Annotated in this window: 20 protein-coding genes and 1 pseudogene; 9 read left to right on the top strand and 12 right to left on the bottom strand. The window is 68.5% G+C overall.

Annotated elements, in window-relative coordinates:
• The first annotated feature begins 109 nt into the window (after positions 1 to 109).
• Entirely contained in the window at positions 110 to 1774 is a 1665-nt protein-coding gene (locus OG782_RS36750) for a sigma-70 family RNA polymerase sigma factor (RefSeq protein ID WP_406458649.1), read from the top strand.
• Between the two features lie 222 nt (positions 1775 to 1996).
• Here the strand turns inward: OG782_RS36750 and OG782_RS36755 are convergent, their stop codons facing one another.
• Together OG782_RS36755 and OG782_RS36760 are read right to left on the bottom strand one after the other, a co-directional pair.
• Positions 1997 to 2437 carry a VOC family protein gene (locus OG782_RS36755; RefSeq protein ID WP_406458650.1) on the bottom strand — a complete coding sequence of 147 codons (441 nt, stop codon included), beginning with the start codon at positions 2435 to 2437 and terminating at the stop codon, positions 1997 to 1999.
• A 240-nt stretch (positions 2438 to 2677) separates the two neighbouring features.
• Entirely contained in the window at positions 2678 to 2965 is a 288-nt protein-coding gene (locus tag OG782_RS36760; protein WP_406458652.1) for a hypothetical protein, read from the bottom strand.
• Between the two features lie 168 nt (positions 2966 to 3133).
• Here OG782_RS36760 and OG782_RS36765 point away from each other — a divergent pair, with 168 nt between their 5' ends.
• Together OG782_RS36765 and OG782_RS36770 are read left to right on the top strand one after the other, a co-directional pair.
• Positions 3134 to 3454, top strand: a complete 321-nt coding sequence (locus tag OG782_RS36765; protein ID WP_406458654.1) for a hypothetical protein — start codon at positions 3134 to 3136, stop codon at positions 3452 to 3454.
• Positions 3455 to 3525: 71 nt separating this feature from the next.
• Positions 3526 to 3993: a hypothetical protein gene (locus OG782_RS36770; RefSeq protein WP_406458656.1), complete on the top strand. Its 468-nt coding sequence runs from the start codon at positions 3526 to 3528 to the stop codon at positions 3991 to 3993.
• A 263-nt stretch (positions 3994 to 4256) separates the two neighbouring features.
• Here the strand turns inward: OG782_RS36770 and OG782_RS36775 are convergent, their stop codons facing one another.
• Complete coding sequence (locus tag OG782_RS36775; protein WP_406458658.1) at positions 4257 to 4715, bottom strand: winged helix-turn-helix transcriptional regulator; 459 nt, start codon at positions 4713 to 4715, stop codon at positions 4257 to 4259.
• An 85-nt stretch (positions 4716 to 4800) separates the two neighbouring features.
• On the opposite strand from OG782_RS36775, the gene OG782_RS36780 reads away from it, so the two are divergent.
• Positions 4801 to 6024, top strand: coding sequence for an MFS transporter (locus OG782_RS36780; protein WP_406458660.1), 1224 nt, complete (start codon positions 4801 to 4803; stop codon positions 6022 to 6024).
• A 375-nt stretch (positions 6025 to 6399) separates the two neighbouring features.
• On the opposite strand, the gene OG782_RS36785 is transcribed toward OG782_RS36780, so the two are convergent.
• Complete coding sequence (locus OG782_RS36785) at positions 6400 to 7149, bottom strand: hypothetical protein (protein ID WP_406458662.1); 750 nt, start codon at positions 7147 to 7149, stop codon at positions 6400 to 6402.
• 411 nt (positions 7150 to 7560) lie between these two features.
• Positions 7561 to 8166, bottom strand: a complete 606-nt coding sequence (locus OG782_RS36790) for a dihydrofolate reductase family protein (protein ID WP_406458664.1) — start codon at positions 8164 to 8166, stop codon at positions 7561 to 7563.
• Positions 8167 to 8723: 557 nt separating this feature from the next.
• Here OG782_RS36790 and OG782_RS36795 point away from each other — a divergent pair.
• Positions 8724 to 9362: a LysE family translocator gene (locus tag OG782_RS36795; RefSeq protein ID WP_406458666.1), complete on the top strand. Its 639-nt coding sequence runs from the start codon at positions 8724 to 8726 to the stop codon at positions 9360 to 9362.
• Between the two features lie 30 nt (positions 9363 to 9392).
• On the opposite strand, the pseudogene OG782_RS36800 reads toward OG782_RS36795, so the two are convergent.
• Positions 9393 to 9938 (bottom strand): annotated as a pseudogene (locus tag OG782_RS36800) (transposase).
• A gap of 205 nt (positions 9939 to 10143) precedes the next feature.
• Here OG782_RS36800 and OG782_RS36805 point away from each other — a divergent pair.
• Together OG782_RS36805 and OG782_RS36810 are read left to right on the top strand one after the other, a co-directional pair.
• Positions 10144 to 10758, top strand: coding sequence for a GNAT family N-acetyltransferase (locus OG782_RS36805; protein ID WP_406458668.1), 615 nt, complete (start codon positions 10144 to 10146; stop codon positions 10756 to 10758).
• 56 nt (positions 10759 to 10814) lie between these two features.
• Positions 10815 to 11126 (top strand): hypothetical protein, encoded by a 312-nt coding sequence (locus OG782_RS36810; RefSeq protein WP_406458670.1) that lies wholly within the window; start codon positions 10815 to 10817, stop codon positions 11124 to 11126.
• Here OG782_RS36810 and OG782_RS36815 read toward each other — a convergent pair.
• Positions 11123 to 12007 (bottom strand): hypothetical protein, encoded by an 885-nt coding sequence (locus tag OG782_RS36815; RefSeq protein WP_406458672.1) that lies wholly within the window; start codon positions 12005 to 12007, stop codon positions 11123 to 11125. The genes OG782_RS36810 and OG782_RS36815 overlap by 4 nt on opposite strands.
• A gap of 192 nt (positions 12008 to 12199) precedes the next feature.
• Between OG782_RS36815 and OG782_RS36820 the strand changes: the two genes are divergently transcribed.
• Together OG782_RS36820 and OG782_RS36825 are read left to right on the top strand one after the other, a co-directional pair.
• The gene (locus OG782_RS36820; RefSeq protein WP_406458674.1) at positions 12200 to 12472 is read left to right on the top strand and encodes a hypothetical protein; all 273 of its coding nucleotides are present in this window, start codon (positions 12200 to 12202) and stop codon (positions 12470 to 12472) included.
• The gene (locus OG782_RS36825; protein WP_406458676.1) at positions 12469 to 12918 is read left to right on the top strand and encodes a hypothetical protein; all 450 of its coding nucleotides are present in this window, start codon (positions 12469 to 12471) and stop codon (positions 12916 to 12918) included. The genes OG782_RS36820 and OG782_RS36825 overlap by 4 nt, the downstream gene beginning before the upstream one ends.
• Before the next feature lie 321 nt (positions 12919 to 13239).
• Here OG782_RS36825 and OG782_RS36830 read toward each other — a convergent pair whose 3' ends face one another.
• The 5 genes from OG782_RS36830 to OG782_RS36850 form a co-directional block, all read right to left on the bottom strand.
• Positions 13240 to 13575, bottom strand: coding sequence for a hypothetical protein (locus OG782_RS36830; protein ID WP_406458678.1), 336 nt, complete (start codon positions 13573 to 13575; stop codon positions 13240 to 13242).
• Positions 13563 to 13838, bottom strand: a complete 276-nt coding sequence (locus tag OG782_RS36835; protein WP_406458680.1) for a hypothetical protein — start codon at positions 13836 to 13838, stop codon at positions 13563 to 13565. Before OG782_RS36835 ends, OG782_RS36830 begins: the two co-directional genes overlap by 13 nt.
• Before the next feature lie 4 nt (positions 13839 to 13842).
• Positions 13843 to 14292 (bottom strand): hypothetical protein, encoded by a 450-nt coding sequence (locus tag OG782_RS36840; RefSeq protein ID WP_406458682.1) that lies wholly within the window; start codon positions 14290 to 14292, stop codon positions 13843 to 13845.
• A 1204-nt stretch (positions 14293 to 15496) separates the two neighbouring features.
• A complete protein-coding gene (locus OG782_RS36845) occupies positions 15497 to 15862 on the bottom strand; it encodes a hypothetical protein (protein ID WP_406458684.1) in 366 nt (121 codons plus the stop codon).
• A 202-nt stretch (positions 15863 to 16064) separates the two neighbouring features.
• Positions 16065 to 17096, bottom strand: coding sequence for a hypothetical protein (locus tag OG782_RS36850; protein ID WP_406458686.1), 1032 nt, complete (start codon positions 17094 to 17096; stop codon positions 16065 to 16067).
• Positions 17097 to 17098: the final 2 nt, after the last annotated feature.

Genomic DNA, 17098 nt, shown 5'->3' on the forward strand with positions numbered 1-17098 from the left:
AGGGCGCGGGCCGGAAATCGCGACCGGAAGAACTGTTATGAGAGCCGCCTGCGGCGGTCTCCCAGTCATCGGGCATCATCAGCGGCCTAATGGACGGGGAAGTTTTTTCATGAGCGATCAGCACACCGCGGACACGGTGGCAATGGTGACCGCTGCGCGCAACGGGGACGTGGCTGCGCAGGACGCACTGGCAAGCGCGTACCTGCCGCTCCTCTACAACATCGTGGGTCGCGCGTTGAACGGCTCGGCGGACGTGGACGACGTGGTGCAGGACACCATGCTCCGTGCGCTGGACGGCCTGGGCGGTCTGCGGACCCCGGAGAGCTTCCGCTCCTGGCTCGTGGCGATCGCCATGAATCGCGTCCGCACGCACGGGCAGGAGCGCATGGGCGCGCCGGGCACACTGGAGGAGGCCGGGGAGGTCGCCGATCCCGGGGCCGACTTCGTCGATCTGACGATGGTGCGCCTGCAACTGTCCGGGCAGCGCCAGGAGACGGCGCGTGCGACGCGGTGGCTGGAGCCGGACGACCGGAGCCTGCTGTCGTTGTGGTGGCTGGAATGCGCGGGGGAGCTCGCCCGGAGCGAGGTCGCCGGGGCACTCGGACTGTCGCCGCAGACCACCGCGGTCCGGGTGCAGCGGATGAAGGCGCAACTGGAGACCGCCCGCGTCGTCGTCCGGGCGCTCGACGCGCAGCCGTCGTGCCGGGAACTCCGCAGCGTACTCGCGACATGGGACGGCAGTCCCTCGGCGTTGTGGCGCAAGCGGATAGCCCGGCACGCCCGTGACTGTCTGCGGTGCGCCGGAATGTGGGGCGGCATGATGCCTGCCGAGGGACTGCTGGCGGGCCTGGCGCTGGTCCCGGTGTCGGCGGCGCTCCTCGGGCTGTGGCCGGCCCGGGACGGGGGGATGACACCCGTCGCCGCCGCGCGGGCGTTCGGTCCGGGGGTGAGCGACGGGGCGATACCTGCCCTGCCCGGCCGGCACCGCTCCCCGGGCGGACGACGGTCGCGAGGCCGAATCACCTCTCGCGCCGACGCGCGCCGGCGCCGCCGGAACCGGCGCCGGGCCGTCGGCGGTGCGGTGCTGGCAGCGTGCATGACCGGTGGGGGCCTGTGGTACGCGTCCCCAGGGCCCGGAGCCGGGAGTGACGGCGACACCACGGCGCGCACGTCGACCGGACCCGTCGCCGACCTGTCGGCCTCCGATACCGCGGCATCCGCCGCGCCGGCACCCTCGCTGTCTCCCTCGGTGCCGAAGCCGGCCTCGCCCTCCGCGAAGAAGAGCGCCACCGCCACCCCCAGCCGGAATCCGAGGAGCACGGTCGCGCCGACGCCGGGGAAGACGGCTGCTCCGCGTGTGCCGAGCGCCTCCGCCGGGCCGAAGGCTCCCGCGAGCACCACGGACCAGGTCGTCGCCCTGGTCAACAAGGAGCGGGCGTCGGCCGGGTGCGGGCCGGTCGCGGAGGACGGGCAGCTCACGGACGCGGCACAGCGGCACTCCGACGACATGGCGGCCCGTGACTTCTTCGAGCACACCAATCCCGACGGGGCCGACCCGGGCCGGCGTGTCACCGATGCCGGATATCGCTGGTCGACGTACGGCGAGAACATCGCACGAGGCCAGCAGACTCCCGAATCGGTGATGCAGTCCTGGATGAACAGCCCCGGCCATCGCGCCAACATCCTCAACTGCTCCTTCAAGGACATCGGCATAGGCGTCCACCAGGGCCCCGGGGGGCCCTGGTGGACCCAGGACTTCGGTGCGAAGCTGTGAAACCCGGCAGCTGACGCGGCGCTGGTGGCCGAGCGCCCCGACCTGCGGGGTACCACCGATGACCGGTGTCGCCTCGATCGGAGCGTTGCGCGGAGATCCGTCCGTGGCGATGCAGGTGAGGCGGGGCGGGGCGGGCCGCGTCACGGGCCGGCGGCCCCTGGCTGATCGGGCGGTTCAGTACCTCGATGATCGCGTCCGGCTGCACGGCCGGGTTCCTCCTCCTCAGTGCAACTGCTCGGCCAGTCCGACGATGATGCCCTCCGGGCCGCGGATGTAGCAGAGCAGATAACTGTCCTCGAACCGTGCGATCTCGCCCACGAGTTCAGCGCCGTGAGGACGCAGGCGGGCAACGGTGTCCTCGATGTCGTCGACGGCGAACATGACGCGGTGCGTGCCCGGAATGTTGTGCGGCCGGTCGCGCGGACCGGCGCTCATCACCGCGGGGCTGCGGTACTTCGCCAGCTCGAGCCGGCTGTGACCGTCCGGGGTCCGGACCATGGCGATGTCACAGCGGACGCCGTCGAGTCCGGTGCACTGGTCGGCGACGAGGCCCTCGACCTCGGCCCTGCCCTCCAGCTCCATACCGAGTTCCACGAAGAACGCGATGGCGGCATCCAGGTCCTCGACGACGATGCCGACGTTGTCCATCCGTTGAATCGCCATGCTGGTCTCTCCTTCTTCCTCGTGCGGCCGGGTGGTGGCTGCTGATATCCCGGGGACGGAGCCGGTGGCACGTTCTCGACATCCTCGGACCCGCGGACTCCGAGAAGTTCTGGACCGAGGTGCTCACGCGGTGGACATCGTCAGTACACCTCATCCGATCCGTCGACCTTCCAATGGCGGGCAGGCTCCCTCGCACTGAGCAAGGTCGATCCCGGCTTCTACCTGAAGCATCGCCGCGATCTACGTGAACGTCACAGGCCCCCTCGACGTGGACGGCCACACCACCCTGAGCAGCACCGAGACCGGCACGCTCACCGCGGCCGACTCCACGGTGAACGGCACACTGAACGTCATCGAGCCCACCACCCTCAGCCAGGCCACCGTGACCGGGCAGTTGCGCGTCGAGGGCAGCAGCACGCTGAACGGGGCCACCGTGAACGGCGCGCTGAACGGCGGCGGCCCGGTGTCGTTGCTCGGCCAGGGAGTCCTGATCGCCAGATCGCTGGCGCCGAACAAGCCGATCGGCATTCAGGCCCTCACAGACGGCTTCGTGATGGCGCGGGCACTGCCGGAGGGCGCGAGCCCCAGTCTGGCCTACGTCGGCATCTCCGACCCCACACAGCAGAACTGGTTCTGGGCGGGGCGTCCACGGTGCAGGTCGGTGCCAGCCAGAACGATCCACCCAGCGCGATCACCGTGCCGATCCAGGCGAACGCACCCTGGTGGTACCAGGCCTTCCTCTGGATCTTCGGCGGCGGTTCCGCGAGCCCGGCTTTCGAGATCCGGTGGTTCCCGATGAACCCCACCGACGAGCCGACCTGGCGACTGCTGTCTGACGAGGAACTCGCCGACGAACCTCCGCCCATGGCCCCGCCCGGCTTCAAGGAGCTGGTCGACCGGCAGCGGGAGGCCGCGTCCGCGGCATCGGACTTCGTCGACCGGCTGTCGGAGATGCTGGAGGCAGACCTCACCGGCGAACAGCGGGCCGACCTGACCCGGCTCCTGCGCCGGCTGTAGCCGGGGCTGACTCAACTGAGGCACTTGGGCTGGCCACGGCAGCGGCAGGACACGCGTGGGACTCTCTCGGGATGGATGCATTCACAGCTCGGCTGGAAGACGCGTGGGCGTGGTGGGGGGCCGCTATTGAGGAAGCGCAGGAGGGCCACTGGGCTCGCGATGCCGTGGAGCGGCAGGTGGTTGCGGACATCATGGCCGCGACCAACGCCCTGCACGGGGGCCGGCTTGCGCCGTTCACCGAGGACTCGTGGCACGTCCGTATCGGGCGGATCGCCAATTGGGCGGGGGTGCTCCGGCTTGCCGCCCGGGCGGGAGGGTGGGAGCTCCAGCCTGTTGCCGGGCGCAGCCCGAAGCATCCTGCCGGTATGCCCGAGCTGTTGTCCGGCATCTACGCGATCGGCGAGCAGGGCGAGAAGTGGATGACGGAGTTTCTTCGCGAGGGGCGGGTGCCACCGGAGACGGAGATCGCCCAGGCGGAGGGGTTCCTGACCGGGCCAGGATCCATGGAGGATCTTGAGCTGTTCTTCTACGACAGTTGATGAACGTGCGGCTCGGGCAGCACCGCGTCCAGAGGCGGATGGCGGCGAACTGAGCGCAGCCCGGTCAGCGACAGCGAGCGTGCCCGTCCGGATGGCCAGACCACGCCATTGCTCCGGATGAATGGGCGGCGCCGCCTCCCTCCGCCGGAGGCGCGCTCATCCGACGGATCCAGGCGGCGGCTCCGTTGGGTCGGCCGGCGTTCGTGACTCGGGCCGGCGGTGCGCGAGGAGCGTCCCTCCTGGGGACAGGGGCGGGAGCAGGCCTATGGGGTCTTCCGGACGTGCGAGGTGCCGGCGTCGACGAGGGCGCCGTCGGTGCCGGTCGGCACGATTTCCGGCACCGGTGTGCCGTGCTGATCGACCAGGGTGGAGTGGTGCTCGCCTGGCGCGAAGGCATTCCGTTCTCCCCACTGCCGGAGCGTGAGGATGGCGGGGAAGAGGTCGCGGCCGCTGTCGGTGAGGACGTACTCCTGGCGGCGGCCCGAGGGTGCGGTGCACTGGGCCAGGAGCCCGTGGGCGATGAGCTTGCGGAGTCGGTCGCTGAGGATGTTGCGGGCGATGCCGGTGCGCCGCTGGAACTCGGTGAACGATCGCGCCCCGTCCATCGCGTCGCGGATGACGAGAAGGCTCCACTTGTCTCCGACGAGATCGAGGGTCCGGGCGACAGGACAGTCGGGGTCGGTCCACTCGGGCTTCGTGGAGCGCGCCGTGGTGCGTGGCATGAGACCTCCCATTGAGTTGCGGTTTGAAACCATAATGCCGTACCGTTCGATCGGTTTCAATTTGCTACTAATCAAAGTTGGTGTCATGACCACGTGGCGGCGTTTCCTGCTCGCGATGGTGTGTGGTGTCGCTGTGGCGAGCGTGTATGCGGCACAACCGGTGCTTGCACCGATGGGACGCGATCTCGGTGTACTGCCCGGACTCGCCGGCTGGATCGTCACCACCAGCCAGATCGGCTATCTGGCGGGACTGGTACTGCTGGTACCGCTCGGTGACGTGGTCGACCGGCGCCGGCTCATCGCCCTGCATCTGGCGATCATGGGGGCGGGCATGATCCTGACGGCCTCGGCGTCGGCCTCCTGGGTGGCGTTCGCCGGGCTCGCTGTGTCCGGGATGTTCGCAGTTGTGGTGCAGACCTCGGTCGCCTACGCCGCGTCCGTCTCGTTGCCCGCCGAACGCGGGCGCAACATCGGCGTAGTGACGTCGGGCGTCGTGGTCGGCATCTTGGGTGCCCGAGCAGTGACAGGCGCACTCGCAGAGATGTGGGGCTGGCGGAGTGCATACCTCGTGCTCGCCGTACTGGCGCTGGCGCTCGCGGTCCTCGTACTCCGGGTACTGCCGTCGGAGGAACGCCGTAGTCGGCCCGCCGGGTACGGACGGGCCGTCTTCTCACTCGGCGGACTGTTCAGGCAGCGCCTGTTTCTGACCCGCGGACTCATCGCCTTCTTCCTTTTCGCGTCGTTCGGAACTCTGTGGAGCGGACTGTCCCTGCCGCTGGCGGAAGCCCCTTGGCAGCTCAGTGAGAGCCAGATCGGACTGTTCGGCCTCGTCGGCCTCGCCGGCGCACTCGGTGCTGCACGCGCGGGGCGATGGGCGGACGCGGGGCGGGCGTCACCGGTCACCGGTCTCGCGCTCGCCCTGCTCATCCTCTCGTGGGCGGCGATCACGCAACTGCCCTGGTCCCTGTGGATGCCCATCGTCGGAATCGTGCTTCTCGACTTCGCCGTCCAGGCCGTGCACGTGAGCAACCAGCACCTGCTCACGACCGCGCATCCGGACCGCATCAGCAGCATCATCGGAAGCTATATGGTCTTCTACTCCCTCGGCTCCGCCGTCGGCGCAGCCGCGACCACGGCTGTCTTCGCCGCCCACGGCTGGGCGGGGTCCAGCCTCCTCGGAGCGGCATTCGCCGCTTGCGCGCTCGCTGTCTGGGCGACCGACCGGCGACTGCCTCTCGGGGGTACGAACTCTCCTCAGGCGAAACCGGCGCCCCTCGCGTCCGGGGCACGCGAAACGCCGATCGACTGACGCACCCCGATTGATCCGTTCCGGCCTCCGGGATCGGAGCCGCCGAAAGGAAGCTTCCGGGCGAGCGGGGCCGGAGCGGGCGCCCCGGCCCCGCTCACCCAAACGGGAGTGCCGGCACTGGTCGACGCTTCTGGCCATCAGCCCTCGCACACCACTTCACGCGGGACGGAGCGGGTCGTGGCTACAGTCGGTCCCTGAAGCCAGCAGTCCGCGCCGCGCAGTGTGTCGGCGTTGGCGGGCGGCGAGCGCAGGCAGCGCTCTGCACGCTCGAAGTCGGCTCCGTGTCTGCGGTTACGGTCAGTTCGTGGCGGTGTTCGGCGGCGAGGGCGGGACTCTCCTCTCGAAGTTGAGAGATGCCGCAGGCGTCCCGTGGGGTCAGGGTGTAGGCGAAGCCTCGGTGAGCGACATCCAGTCTCGAACGGTCTCCTCGTGCGAACGGCTGACTGTGCTCGCAGCCACTGCCTCCGCGTCCTGGACGAAACACGGTGTTCCTGCCCGGGTGAGCAGAACGAGTGGCCACTCAGGGACCGCGCCGTCCGACTCTCGATCGAAGGCGGTCCAGCACCAGGGCCCGTCGAACCGCCATGCCCGGCCGACGGCGTCGGCGACTTCGTCGCCCACCTGGAGAAACGAGTACGGACGCATCAACAGTTCGAAGACGAAGGGAATCCCGTCGCCAGGGTGGATGGTGTACCCCGAGCCATCGAGATGGCTCTCATCCGGAAACTCGCGATAGGGCAGACCTCGGCGCAGCACCGTCACAGTCTGGGTGGGATGCGGCAGCCAGGGCGTCTCCAGCGGGGGATCGTGGTGATCGACAGCCGTCACATGCACCACGGTGGGTGGCACGCCGACCTGGCAAACGTCTCCTGCCTTCAGCTGTTCGGGCGGAGGATCCGTTCGGAACAGCTCGGCCTTCACCTCAGGCGCGACGTGCTCGCCGCTGCCCACGCCGAGGGCGACGATTCCGTTCCACTGGGCGAACTCGCTGTCGCTGTCGATGTCCCACCAGGGCCATCGCACCGACACGTGATCCCACGTGACGTCCCTCTCGACCCTGGTCACCGTGAAGGGGCAGGCAACCGACAGCACGTCACCGACTCGGAACTCCCCCGCATCCGTCATCCGGCCAGGATAGATGGGCCCCCGAAGCGGCCCACGCGGGCCTGCCAACCTGGGTGCTGCGCCGGCCCGAAGATCACCTGGCGCGCACATGGGCCAACGTAGCACTCAAGTGTCATCCACCGCGCTCAGTCGCAGTTACTGTGACTGAGCGCTTCAGTTGGCCCCATCGGCCATGTAGAGCGCTCAGCTCGCGAGGCTCTGCCGAGGAAGCGTCCAGCGGCGCATCCGGAAGGTGGATCTTTGCGGAGGAGGCGACTTCGGCCTGGGAGGGCGTACGTGGGCTGCCCTGCGACGACCCGGGGCCAGGTGGACCGGGCGCGTCCTGACGTTGGCCGTTCGCCCCCTGTCAGGTCCTATTCCGCACCCGCCGGCGCCGGCCGGGCGGCGTCCAGATCGGCGGACGGGGCGGCGTCACGCAGGGACGCCGAGCGGCGGGTGATCGAGCACGCGGGGCTTGTACTCGACCAGTTGGATGCGGCCGTCGAAGGTGCGGTGTTCGATCATGTCGAGGGCGACGTCCGGATAGCCGTCGTAGATGCGTTCTTCGCCCGTGGACCCGGTGATCACCGGGAACATTACGACCCGGAAGCGGTCGACGAGTCCTGCTCGTAGCAGGGACTGGCACAGGCTGAGGCTGCCGATTGTGCTGAGGATCCCCGAGCCGCTCGACTTCATGGCGCGGACCGTCTCGACGGCGTCTTCACGGACGAGCGTGGAGTTGGCCCACGTCAGTGGCTTCTCGAGTGAGGAGGAGAACACCATCTTGGACGCTTGCGTGAGCTCGTCGACGGACGCCTCCTCTTCGGGCCTGAACTCGTCTTGGCCATCCGGGACCTTGCCCGCGGCGAAGCCCGACATCAGGCGGTAGGTGTTCGCTCCCATCAGGTAGGTGACCTCGGGCTGCTCGCCGAGCCATGAGAGGTACTCCGGGCCCTCAAGGCCCCAGAACCCGGGCCATCCCTCTCCTGATGCGTGGCCGTCGAGGGAGGTGATGAAGTCGACGAGGAGCTCAGACATGGCGGTTGTCCTTTCCTGGGGTGTCACGAGCTTGGACTGGCCGGGAGCCAAAAACTCATCGGCCACGCTGTGGAGTACCGAGAAAACCCATGCCGCTGCATCCGATCGGATCGGCGGAGCGCCACCCGCGAACGGCCCGGGCCAACCGTCACGCTCAGCCGGGCCACGTACAACGCTCAGGGGCCGACTGAATCGCTCAGTCACAAGTACGTCAGTTTCGGGCGCAGACGTCGGAGCTCAGGATCACGCACAGCGAAGAATCGTACGGATCGGAACCGGCCGACGCGCCGGAAGGAGCCCTGTTCCTGGTTCCCGACAAGCTCACTCTTGGCCGTTGTCCTCGTTCGGGGTGTCCACCCCCCCGTGCGTCGTCGTGAACGCGTACGACAACGAGATCGAGGCGGCCGGCGCTTGCCTGCGCGACCTGGCGCTGAACGACTGCAGTCCGCCGACGATACGCAGCTGGAGCCTGCCGCTTTGGATCAGGAGCTCGACATCTCAAGATCCGCCGGACCCACTGGCAAGGCGGGCGATCTGGCGGGGTGAGCCGGCATTCCATGGCAATAAGCTCCGCCCTGTGGTACTTCGCCCTAGTTGTAGGGTTTCTCACTCTGACTCCCGGACTCGACACGGCGCTGATATTGCGCACGTCGGCCCTTGGCCGGCGCAGGAGGGCCTGGGGCGTCGTCCTCGGGATCCAAACCGGCACCATGGTGTGGGGTGCGTTTACGTCCCTCGGAGTGACGGCGCTTCTCACGGCCTCTCATCTCGCTTACACCGCGTTGCGCTGGATCGGCGCCGCCTACCTGATCTGGATGGGGTTCCGCATGGTCCGGGACACATTCCGGGGGCTGCCTCCGACAAACACGGACGATTCTGTTCTGGCCGCCGGCGCGGATTCGGTCAGCGGCGGCTGGCGGCAGGGGACGCTCACCAACCTCCTGAACCCGAAGATGGGCGCCTTCTACGTCGCTGTCCTGCCTCAGTTCATCCCCTCAGGTACCGGCCACTTCACCATGGGTCTCCTGCTTACCACGGTGCACATCTTGATCGGTCTGCTCTGGTCTGCCGTCCTCATCGGCTTCGCTCGCGTCCTGCAGGGGTGGCTCCGCAAGCCCCAGGCCCGCCGACTGCTCGACCGGATCACCGGCACCGTCATCGGCGTCTTCGGTATCAGGCCGGCACTCGGCAACTGACGATCCGCATGTCCGGGTCCAGCGACCTGCTCAGCGCCCGACCCGGATCAAGATGGACGCGACGTGGAGTGCGGCCTGGTACGTGATGGCGAGTTTGTCCGTCCGTAGGGTCAGGCCGCGCCATTGCCTGAGTCGAGCGATGCACCGCTCGACGGCGTTGCGCTCCTTGTATCGCTCGGCGTCGAAGCCGGGCGGGCGGGCGGCCTCCGGCGCGGTCTCGCCGTAAACGGTGACCGATCTGGTCGGGGGGCTGCGGGACGACAGCCCGGATGCCTCGACGCCGAAGGCGTCCACGGATCGCGCGGGACGAGTAGGCGCGATCCGACGAGACCGTCCAGCCCACAGCGTCGTCCTCGTCCGCCGCAGTAAGGACCGCTGTGAGGATGCGTTCCCACGTGCCGTCCACGTACCGTCCACGGCCCACCTGATCAAGCCCTTGTGAGCGGCCTGAAAAGACCCTAGCCCGCTGGGCAGGTGCGGTACCACCACGCAACGGCCTCAAGGGTGCGGCGGTGGTCAGCCCACCGTCGCCCACGGACCGGATCCCGGCATCAACGGCTCGATCCGGCCCCACATCGCTTCTGTGATCACTAACCGGGCAGGCGTGTCCGATCAACTGACCAGCCCATCAAAGAGTCTCGCCACAGTTCCCTATCCGCAACGTCTTCGAGGACCCGGCCCGCGTGACGGCTTGGCTTGATGGGGGCTGCGCCCGGTGGTGTAGCAGCCACGGCCCGTATATCCGATCGACGTCGTGCTTCGGGTCGGGTTGGCTGGGTGCATGCCAGAGCTGTATACCGATCGTCTACTGCTTCGTCCCTGGCGGGAGTCCGACCTCGAACCGTGGGCGGCGATGAACGCCGATCCTGAAGTCCGCGAGTACCTGGGGGAGCTGCTGACGAGGGGGCAGAGTGATGCCGTGGCAGCAGGCATGCAGGCCGAGTTCGACGAGCGGGGCTTTGGGTGGTGGGCACTCGAAGTACGCCGTACCGGTGAGTTCATCGGTCGTGCCGGCTTGGACGCGGTGGACGACGACATGCCGTTCGCCGGTGTGGATATCGGTTGGCGGTTGACGCGTTCGGCTTGGGGTCAGGGTTACGCCACCGAGGCCGCCCTGGCCTGCTTGGCCTTCGGTTTCGAGGCCCTGGGTCTGCACGAAGTGGTTGCGTCGACGACCGTCGGTAACCTTCGTTCCCAGGCCGTGATGCGCCGTATCGGCATGACGCGGAACCCGGCCGACGACTTCGACGATCCGAGTGTGCCTGAGGGACCGCTTCGCCCATGCGTGCTCTACCGGGTCTCCCGCAGCGATGGTCGCGACCCGCACCACTCAGCGGGATACGCCCCACGGCGCACCCCGCGCACTCGACGAGCGAGTGGTCCGACACATCGTTGATCGCGCAGCCGGCGGGCTTTGATCGCCAGCCGACCGCGTGCTCGGAGACAGGACCGATGGTTGACATCGAGGCCGATGACTTCGGTGGGGCAGAACCCCAGACCGCCCAGGTCTGGAATGCAGGCCAGGCGGTCCTCGGCTCGTTGCGCCTGGACGAAGGGGGAGCCGTCGCCATCGCCAATGACCGGCACTCCGATCTCTCAGGCGCTGCGGCGGCACGCAGCCGCAAGGGCAATCACGTCGACGAGCCGGCCGCAGTCGGGCTCGGCCGCCACGGAGACACAGGCGACCGGCCCGCACAAGAAGCCGGTCAAGGCCCATCGAGCCGACCACTTGGCGTGGTGCGGAGAAGCCGTCAAACGGCTTAGGAGAGCACCCACTTGGGCAGGTGTCCGGGGTCGGCCGGGCAGGTGAAAACGTGCAGGTCCCGGTCCCGGCCGAAGCGGAGCCCAGTGGGTTGGGCAACGGCTCGGCCGCCCCGGATCGATGCTTTCCCACTCAGGGTCGGGTCACGGTCCTCCAGTGGCACCCAGCTGTGCGAGCCGGCGTCCATCTCGTACCCCTCGGCCGTCAGCAGCAGCCGCATGGGGGTTGCGCAGGATGCGCAGTCGATGGCCATCGGGCCCGTCGACGCCCAGCTGGGGAAGCCGCCGACGCGCCAGCCGGGAGGGATCGACAGGTCGAACTGGTAGCTGAGGGTGTCGGGGCCGTGCTTCGCTACCTGGGCGTCGTCCCATGCGTCGATGCGCACGATCAGCGAGGCGGGCAGCGTATCGTCCTCCGCCCAGGGATGGGTGTCCACCTCTTCCGGATGCAGGACACACGGCTCGGGGAGTTCGTGCTCCCATCGAAGCAGGGGCACATGGGGCGGGTCGGAAAGGAAGCGTTCCGCGTCCTCGGTCTGCCCCGCCTGTCGCCACCGCAGGTGGTAGCGGCGCTCCAGGTGCGGGCCGTGGGTGAAGGGACAGCGGAAGAGCTGCACCAGGTCCGCGCCGTCGGGCCCACAGGCGAGGCCCGGGATGTCACGGCGGAAGAACTGGGCCAGCCCCAGGAAGGGCACCGATCCGTCCAGTCCAGGAGTTCCGGCGGAGGGCCATGGCCGGCTCGGCGGCCAGACCTCTGCGGCCCGGGCGCGGCGGATCTCCTCCGGTGCGTACCCCTCGCTCTCGCGCTGGTGCGGCTCGTGGCAGAGCGGCCACGGATCGCCGTCCGGCCACAGCATCGGCCCGCCGACGTGACTGTCGTGCATGCCGGGCCGCCCCGGTCGGGGGTGCAACCGGGTCGTCCGGGCTCGGTAGGGGGTCAGCTCCGGGAACACGGTCTCCACAGACACCGGTCTGTCCGGCGTGGTCCTCGTCATGCACAGACCGTACGCGGCCGGGCAAACGCCACGCGAACGGATAGCCGCACTTACCTCGTTGTTCAGAGAAGCCTGTGTCAGATGCGCACTCCTCAGGCCGGACCCGGCCCAACGGGACCGGACCGCCTGGAGGAAATCGGCGAGAACCTCATTGCCCGCATCGCCGAGGCCGAGCGCGAAGGCTGGCTCGGTGAGGAGGAGGGGCTGCGGGTCAGCCTGGCTGAGGCCGAGGACGAACTCGCCCAGATCGACACCGCAGTCCAGCAGCACACCCACACAACGAACCTCGGCATGCCCACCCTTCGCCAAACTCACCGGACGGTTGAGAGCCGAACTGGGACAGTCAAGGGGTGACCAGCAATTTGATCCGGTTCGACCGGCAGCACCGTGACACTCTTGGGGTGTTCGAGGTCGTCCCATGCATCGACGGCATCCCGCTCACCAAGCTGATCGACACGTTCGAGATCGGCGCCGGGATGCAGCCCGCCGGGGACGCCTATGGAGGCCTCATCCCGCAGTACTTTCGGTTTGGCCCGATGGAGAACCACTTCCGCGGACAGTCAACCGACGCCATGGGGCCGAAGACGCCCTTGCTCGGCTGTGAATGCGGTGAGTGGGGATGCTGGCCGCTGTTGGCCGGCATCACTGCGACTCCTGACCACGTGAACTGGGGCTCCTTCGAGCAACCTCACCGCAAGAGACGCGACTACTCGGGGTTCGGCCCGTTTCGGTTCGACCGCCTTCAATACGCGGACGCCGTGAGGGTTCTGAGTGCAGCGCTGGACTCTGACGAGACGTGAGTGGAACCCATCGGCTCCTCACGGGGAGGAGGAAGTCGTGTTTGACCACGTCATCAAATCGTCAGATGAAACAGCGTGCTGCCTCTCACGGCCGGGGGAGCGGCGGTGCTGGTCCGGCAGGCCGGCGAGTGCCGCTCCCATTCGCAGGAGGCCGCCGATCCCGGCGACCGTGCTGGTCTTTGCCCTGGGTGTCGTCCTGCTGGGCGCACTGCGGGGATCCTCGCTGCTGGAGGAAGTAGCTGCGCTCGCGGAACTGTAGTAGCCGGTGAACATCGCGGCCACCGTGATGGCCGAGCTGATGACGGCAAAGGTGACGCTCTGTCAGGTCAGCTTCTTGGCTGTGTCCAGGGCCGCGATCGTGGTCGTAGAGTCTGAGTCGATCATGATGAGGGTTTGCAGGCCGTCGTGGATCGCCCGGTACTTGCGGCTGTCGGCCTGGTACTGCTTGATCGCGGTCGTGACTTCCTCGCGGTAGAGCTTGCGCTGGTCGTCCAGGTCCGGGTTGTTCTTGACCTTTTGCTTCCACTGCGACTCCTGAGCGGAGGCGAGATGTGCCTGCAGGCGCTGGAAGCTGTAGACGTCCCGCCCGGCGAAGTGGACGCCGACCAGCGCCAGCAGGAACATCAGGAGCAGGCTGCCGCAGATCAGGCTGCCCACGACGAACCTCCCGGCATCGCCCGTGGCGCCCCGGGCGATGCCCGTTCCGATAGCGCAGCGAGTAGAGACAGCCAGCTGATGGCCGCCCCGGCGCGCCACATGCGGTCCAACTGGCGTCGTCGAACAATCTGCTCCTGGGCGTCGATGACGAGGTTGGTGGTCACCACGTAGATCCGCTCGTCGGAGTCCCATCGGCGGGCGAGGACCAGTTCCTTCGCGTCACCGATCCGGCGGGGCGCGTCGTCGTCGATGTCCCGTGCCAAGGGCTCAGCGGGCGAACGCCTCGGTGAGGCGCACGCGGTAGCCGTCCTCTGCCATCAGCATGACGGCGACGCCGAACGGGTCAGGACGGTCCAGCTCGAACGAGGTGAAGGCGTAGTTCACCGCGCGCGGACTGGAACGGCGGGACCAACTCGCCGCCGGGCTGAGGCGCGGGGGCCGGCCTCCAGTCGCGGGCGACCGATGCCCGGCCCTGGGCTTGCAGGACAGGAGCTGCTCGGTGTCGGGGAACTGGTGCAGCACGTACCCGGCCGGGGTGGCGGGCACCATGTTCAGGCACGGCGCCGGTCCGACGATGGGCAGCTCGCAGGCAGTGGCGACGTCGTGCCTCGGGTTTCGGGTTGTGGCGTGGATACCGAAGTGCCCGGGCGCCCGACCGCCCGGGTGGCCGGGGGTGATGTGGGGTGGGGGTGTGGTGGTGAGGATGGGCGCCCCCACGATTCGTCCTCACCACGTAAGTGGATCACCCCGGGCTCCCCGGCCTGGGGCTCAGCTGTGTCCTGCACCGTTGCCTGCCGGTTGGGCGGCTGGGACTGTGGTCGCATGGTCGATACTCACTCGCGCGCGTACCTGTATGCCGCACGCTGGATGGTCTGGTGCGGAATCCTGCTCTTCGTGCTCGGTTTGGCTGGCGTGGCTGGTTCGCATAGCGACGGGGCGATGTCGTGGGAGTGTGAACCGACTTGCAGACGTGTGGAGAGCGGGCTGTGGACAACCGTTGGTATGGCTGGTGCGCTGAGTGCCGTGGCAGGGCTGGTGCTGTTGGTCGCGGCGTTCCTGATGGTCATGCTTCGTCGGCCCCGCTCCGAATTGGAGAGCGATGGAAGATGACGGGCACCGCCCGCCTCGGGCTCGTCCTAGAGTGCCGCTGTTGCTGATAGTGCACTGGATCACTGCATGACTGAGCCCTGTACGCAGGGTGGCGCGCGCGGGTGCGCCTGACCCAAGCCGATCCGGATGCTGTCCTCGCGCTCGCCTCCTGGATCGACGGCCCGATCCGGAGCAGCCGATGAGCGCCGCCGAGCAGGTAGTCGCCACGTGAGAGGCGGCCGGGGTGTTCCTCGGGTTGACGGTGCGTCTGCCCGAGGACCAGGCGCTCCCCGCCGGTGCGGGGGTGAGCTCGTTTCGATTGGGGGCCGCTTCTCGAAACCGAACCTCTCTCCTTCCGGCCGGTGAATGCGGTGGGTGTTGTGGTGGTGCCGGGTGGTGGTTCCAGAATTGATCCGGACCGGGTCTTTGAATCAGGGGCAGAGTTTGCTTGCCAGTTGCGGTCGGCGCCCCCTTCTCTTTCCGCCAAGTTCCTGATGGGTGGTCAGGCTCGCAGAGTACTGTTACTGCGGTTGAAGTCGGGATGTCGTGTTGCGGCGCTGGCGCCGTGTCAGTGGGGATACTCCGGCCTGTTCCCGTACTCCGGGCCATGTTTGGCTCCGATGGTCCGGGCCCGCTCGGCAGGCAGCTGCACGGCGTTCACGGCCCACAGGAGGAGTTCGACGGGTTCGGCCCGTGCCCCGGTCAAGGATTCGCCGTCTTCGAGGAGTCCGGCGGTGGCGGCCTGGCCGCGCAGCACCGTTTGCCAGACGACGTCGGCCGGTTCGGCCGGGGCCGGCCCGTCGGGGATGACGGCGGACTCGAGGACAGGGTGTTATGCCACCGCGTCCACGGCCGGACTGGACGGCCGGCTGTCCGCCCGCAGTTCCCGGCTCGCCAGGTGCAGGGTTTCCGGCATGAGGTTCGCCGCCGCTCCGCTTGTGTGCCGGCGCGGGTAGCGGCGCACGACCTGGTACAGCGACGCGATCACGACGTGCCCGGTGTCGTCGAAGTCCCGGCGGCAGGCCCGCAGGCGCTGGGTCAGTCGGACCGCCCCGGGCACTGTCGCCTGTACCACCACCCGCGCAGCCGGCTGCGCCCCCGCGCCTTCGTCGCCGGACCGTTCCAGGAGCGGGCGCAGCCATCGGTCGCTGTGGGCACGGCCGCGGGCCCGGTCCCGGCGCCCGAGCTCGGCCAGCACCTCGCCCAGGCCCTCGTCCTGGACGACGTTCCGGTCGTGGTGGTGGCCGGTGAGGACACTGGCTTGATGCAGCCGGCCCAGTACCGTTTCGGTGTGGCCGGCCAGGGCACACCGAAACGGTGCCCACTCGGCATTCAGCGATTGGAAGATCCGTGGCCCCGGTGGAAAACCTCGATGCACAAACGGGGCCGAGGCCGGGCGCTCAAGGCGAGGAGGCCCAGGGGTTGTCCGACGGTTCGGGCTCTTCGGGGTGGAGCATGCAGCGAATGCAGCGCCGGAGTCCCGGTTCACCGGATCCGGCGGCGGCGTTCATCCACGGCAGGGCGTCCATGGCATGCGCGCGTTCGTCTGTGGCGAAAGTGTTGATGGTCTGGTGGAGGTCTTCGGGGGCGGGTTCGTCCGTGAGGCAGAGCCAGCCGATCGCCGCAGCTAGGCGGACTTCGGGGGCCTCTGTCCAGTCTTGCCACCGCTCACGGAGCCACCGGACGGTCGGCGGATGTGCGTGGGCCCGGGTGGTCTCCGAGGCGGCGAGGAGCAGGGCGGCACGGACTATGGCGTCATGCTCAGTGGCGTACCTGGTGGCGAGATCGGTTCGGACGGTGTGATCGGGGTCGGCGGCGGTGGCCAGAGCGTAGGCGGCGTCGATGCGGATGATGGGGTCGGAGTCGTTGAGAAGGGGCAGGAGCGCGGGTGCTTCGGCGGTGATCGCGGCTCGGGCGGCGGCCACCGACCAGCCTGCCGGGTAGCCGGTCACCTCGACGCCGTAGTCGTCGTAGTCGTTGGGGACGTGACGCCGAGGATCGGTACGGTGGAGCAGGAGTTCACCGCGGGAGGCGACGCCGAAGTGCCGGGCACGGGCCGGGCTGGAGAGTACGCCGAGGGCGGCGGCACGGTGTGAGTGGTGGGCATCGGTGGCAATGGGGATCAGGAACGGTACGGTGAGGGCGACGGCGGCCCGGCTGTCGTTGGCACACAGGCCCCCCAGCACGCCCGTCGCGTGGCTTGCGTGGTCCTCGCCGGTGTGCAGCAGGTGAACGGCCTTCCGGGCATCGTTCCCGTGAGGGAAGTTCCCCCACGGAACGGCGTCGAGAAGCAACCCGCTGTGGGCCCCGGACTGGATGCCTGCCATCACCGCTCGCACATCGAACGCGCCACCCGCGAACGAGGCCAGATCCACTCCGTCCACCAGCGCCCGGCACATCTCGAACGCCGGATCGGCCCGCCAATCCCTCACAC

This window comes from Streptomyces sp. NBC_00876 (assembly GCF_045207435.1).
GTDB lineage: Bacteria > Actinomycetota > Actinomycetes > Streptomycetales > Streptomycetaceae > Streptomyces.

Coding starts and splice junctions, on each gene's coding strand:
- OG782_RS36750 (WP_406458649.1), top strand. CDS start 110: ATGAGCGATCAGCACACCGCGGACACGGTGGCAATGGTGACCGCTGCG.
- OG782_RS36755 (WP_406458650.1), bottom strand. CDS start 2,437: ATGGCGATTCAACGGATGGACAACGTCGGCATCGTCGTCGAGGACCTG.
- OG782_RS36760 (WP_406458652.1), bottom strand. CDS start 2,965: ATGCCGATCGGCTTGTTCGGCGCCAGCGATCTGGCGATCAGGACTCCC.
- OG782_RS36770 (WP_406458656.1), top strand. CDS start 3,526: ATGGATGCATTCACAGCTCGGCTGGAAGACGCGTGGGCGTGGTGGGGG.
- OG782_RS36775 (WP_406458658.1), bottom strand. CDS start 4,715: ATGCCACGCACCACGGCGCGCTCCACGAAGCCCGAGTGGACCGACCCC.
- OG782_RS36780 (WP_406458660.1), top strand. CDS start 4,801: ATGACCACGTGGCGGCGTTTCCTGCTCGCGATGGTGTGTGGTGTCGCT.
- OG782_RS36785 (WP_406458662.1), bottom strand. CDS start 7,149: ATGACGGATGCGGGGGAGTTCCGAGTCGGTGACGTGCTGTCGGTTGCC.
- OG782_RS36790 (WP_406458664.1), bottom strand. CDS start 8,166: ATGTCTGAGCTCCTCGTCGACTTCATCACCTCCCTCGACGGCCACGCA.
- OG782_RS36795 (WP_406458666.1), top strand. CDS start 8,724: ATGGCAATAAGCTCCGCCCTGTGGTACTTCGCCCTAGTTGTAGGGTTT.
- OG782_RS36805 (WP_406458668.1), top strand. CDS start 10,144: ATGCCAGAGCTGTATACCGATCGTCTACTGCTTCGTCCCTGGCGGGAG.
- OG782_RS36810 (WP_406458670.1), top strand. CDS start 10,815: ATGGTTGACATCGAGGCCGATGACTTCGGTGGGGCAGAACCCCAGACC.
- OG782_RS36815 (WP_406458672.1), bottom strand. CDS start 12,007: ATGCACGACAGTCACGTCGGCGGGCCGATGCTGTGGCCGGACGGCGAT.
- OG782_RS36820 (WP_406458674.1), top strand. CDS start 12,200: ATGCGCACTCCTCAGGCCGGACCCGGCCCAACGGGACCGGACCGCCTG.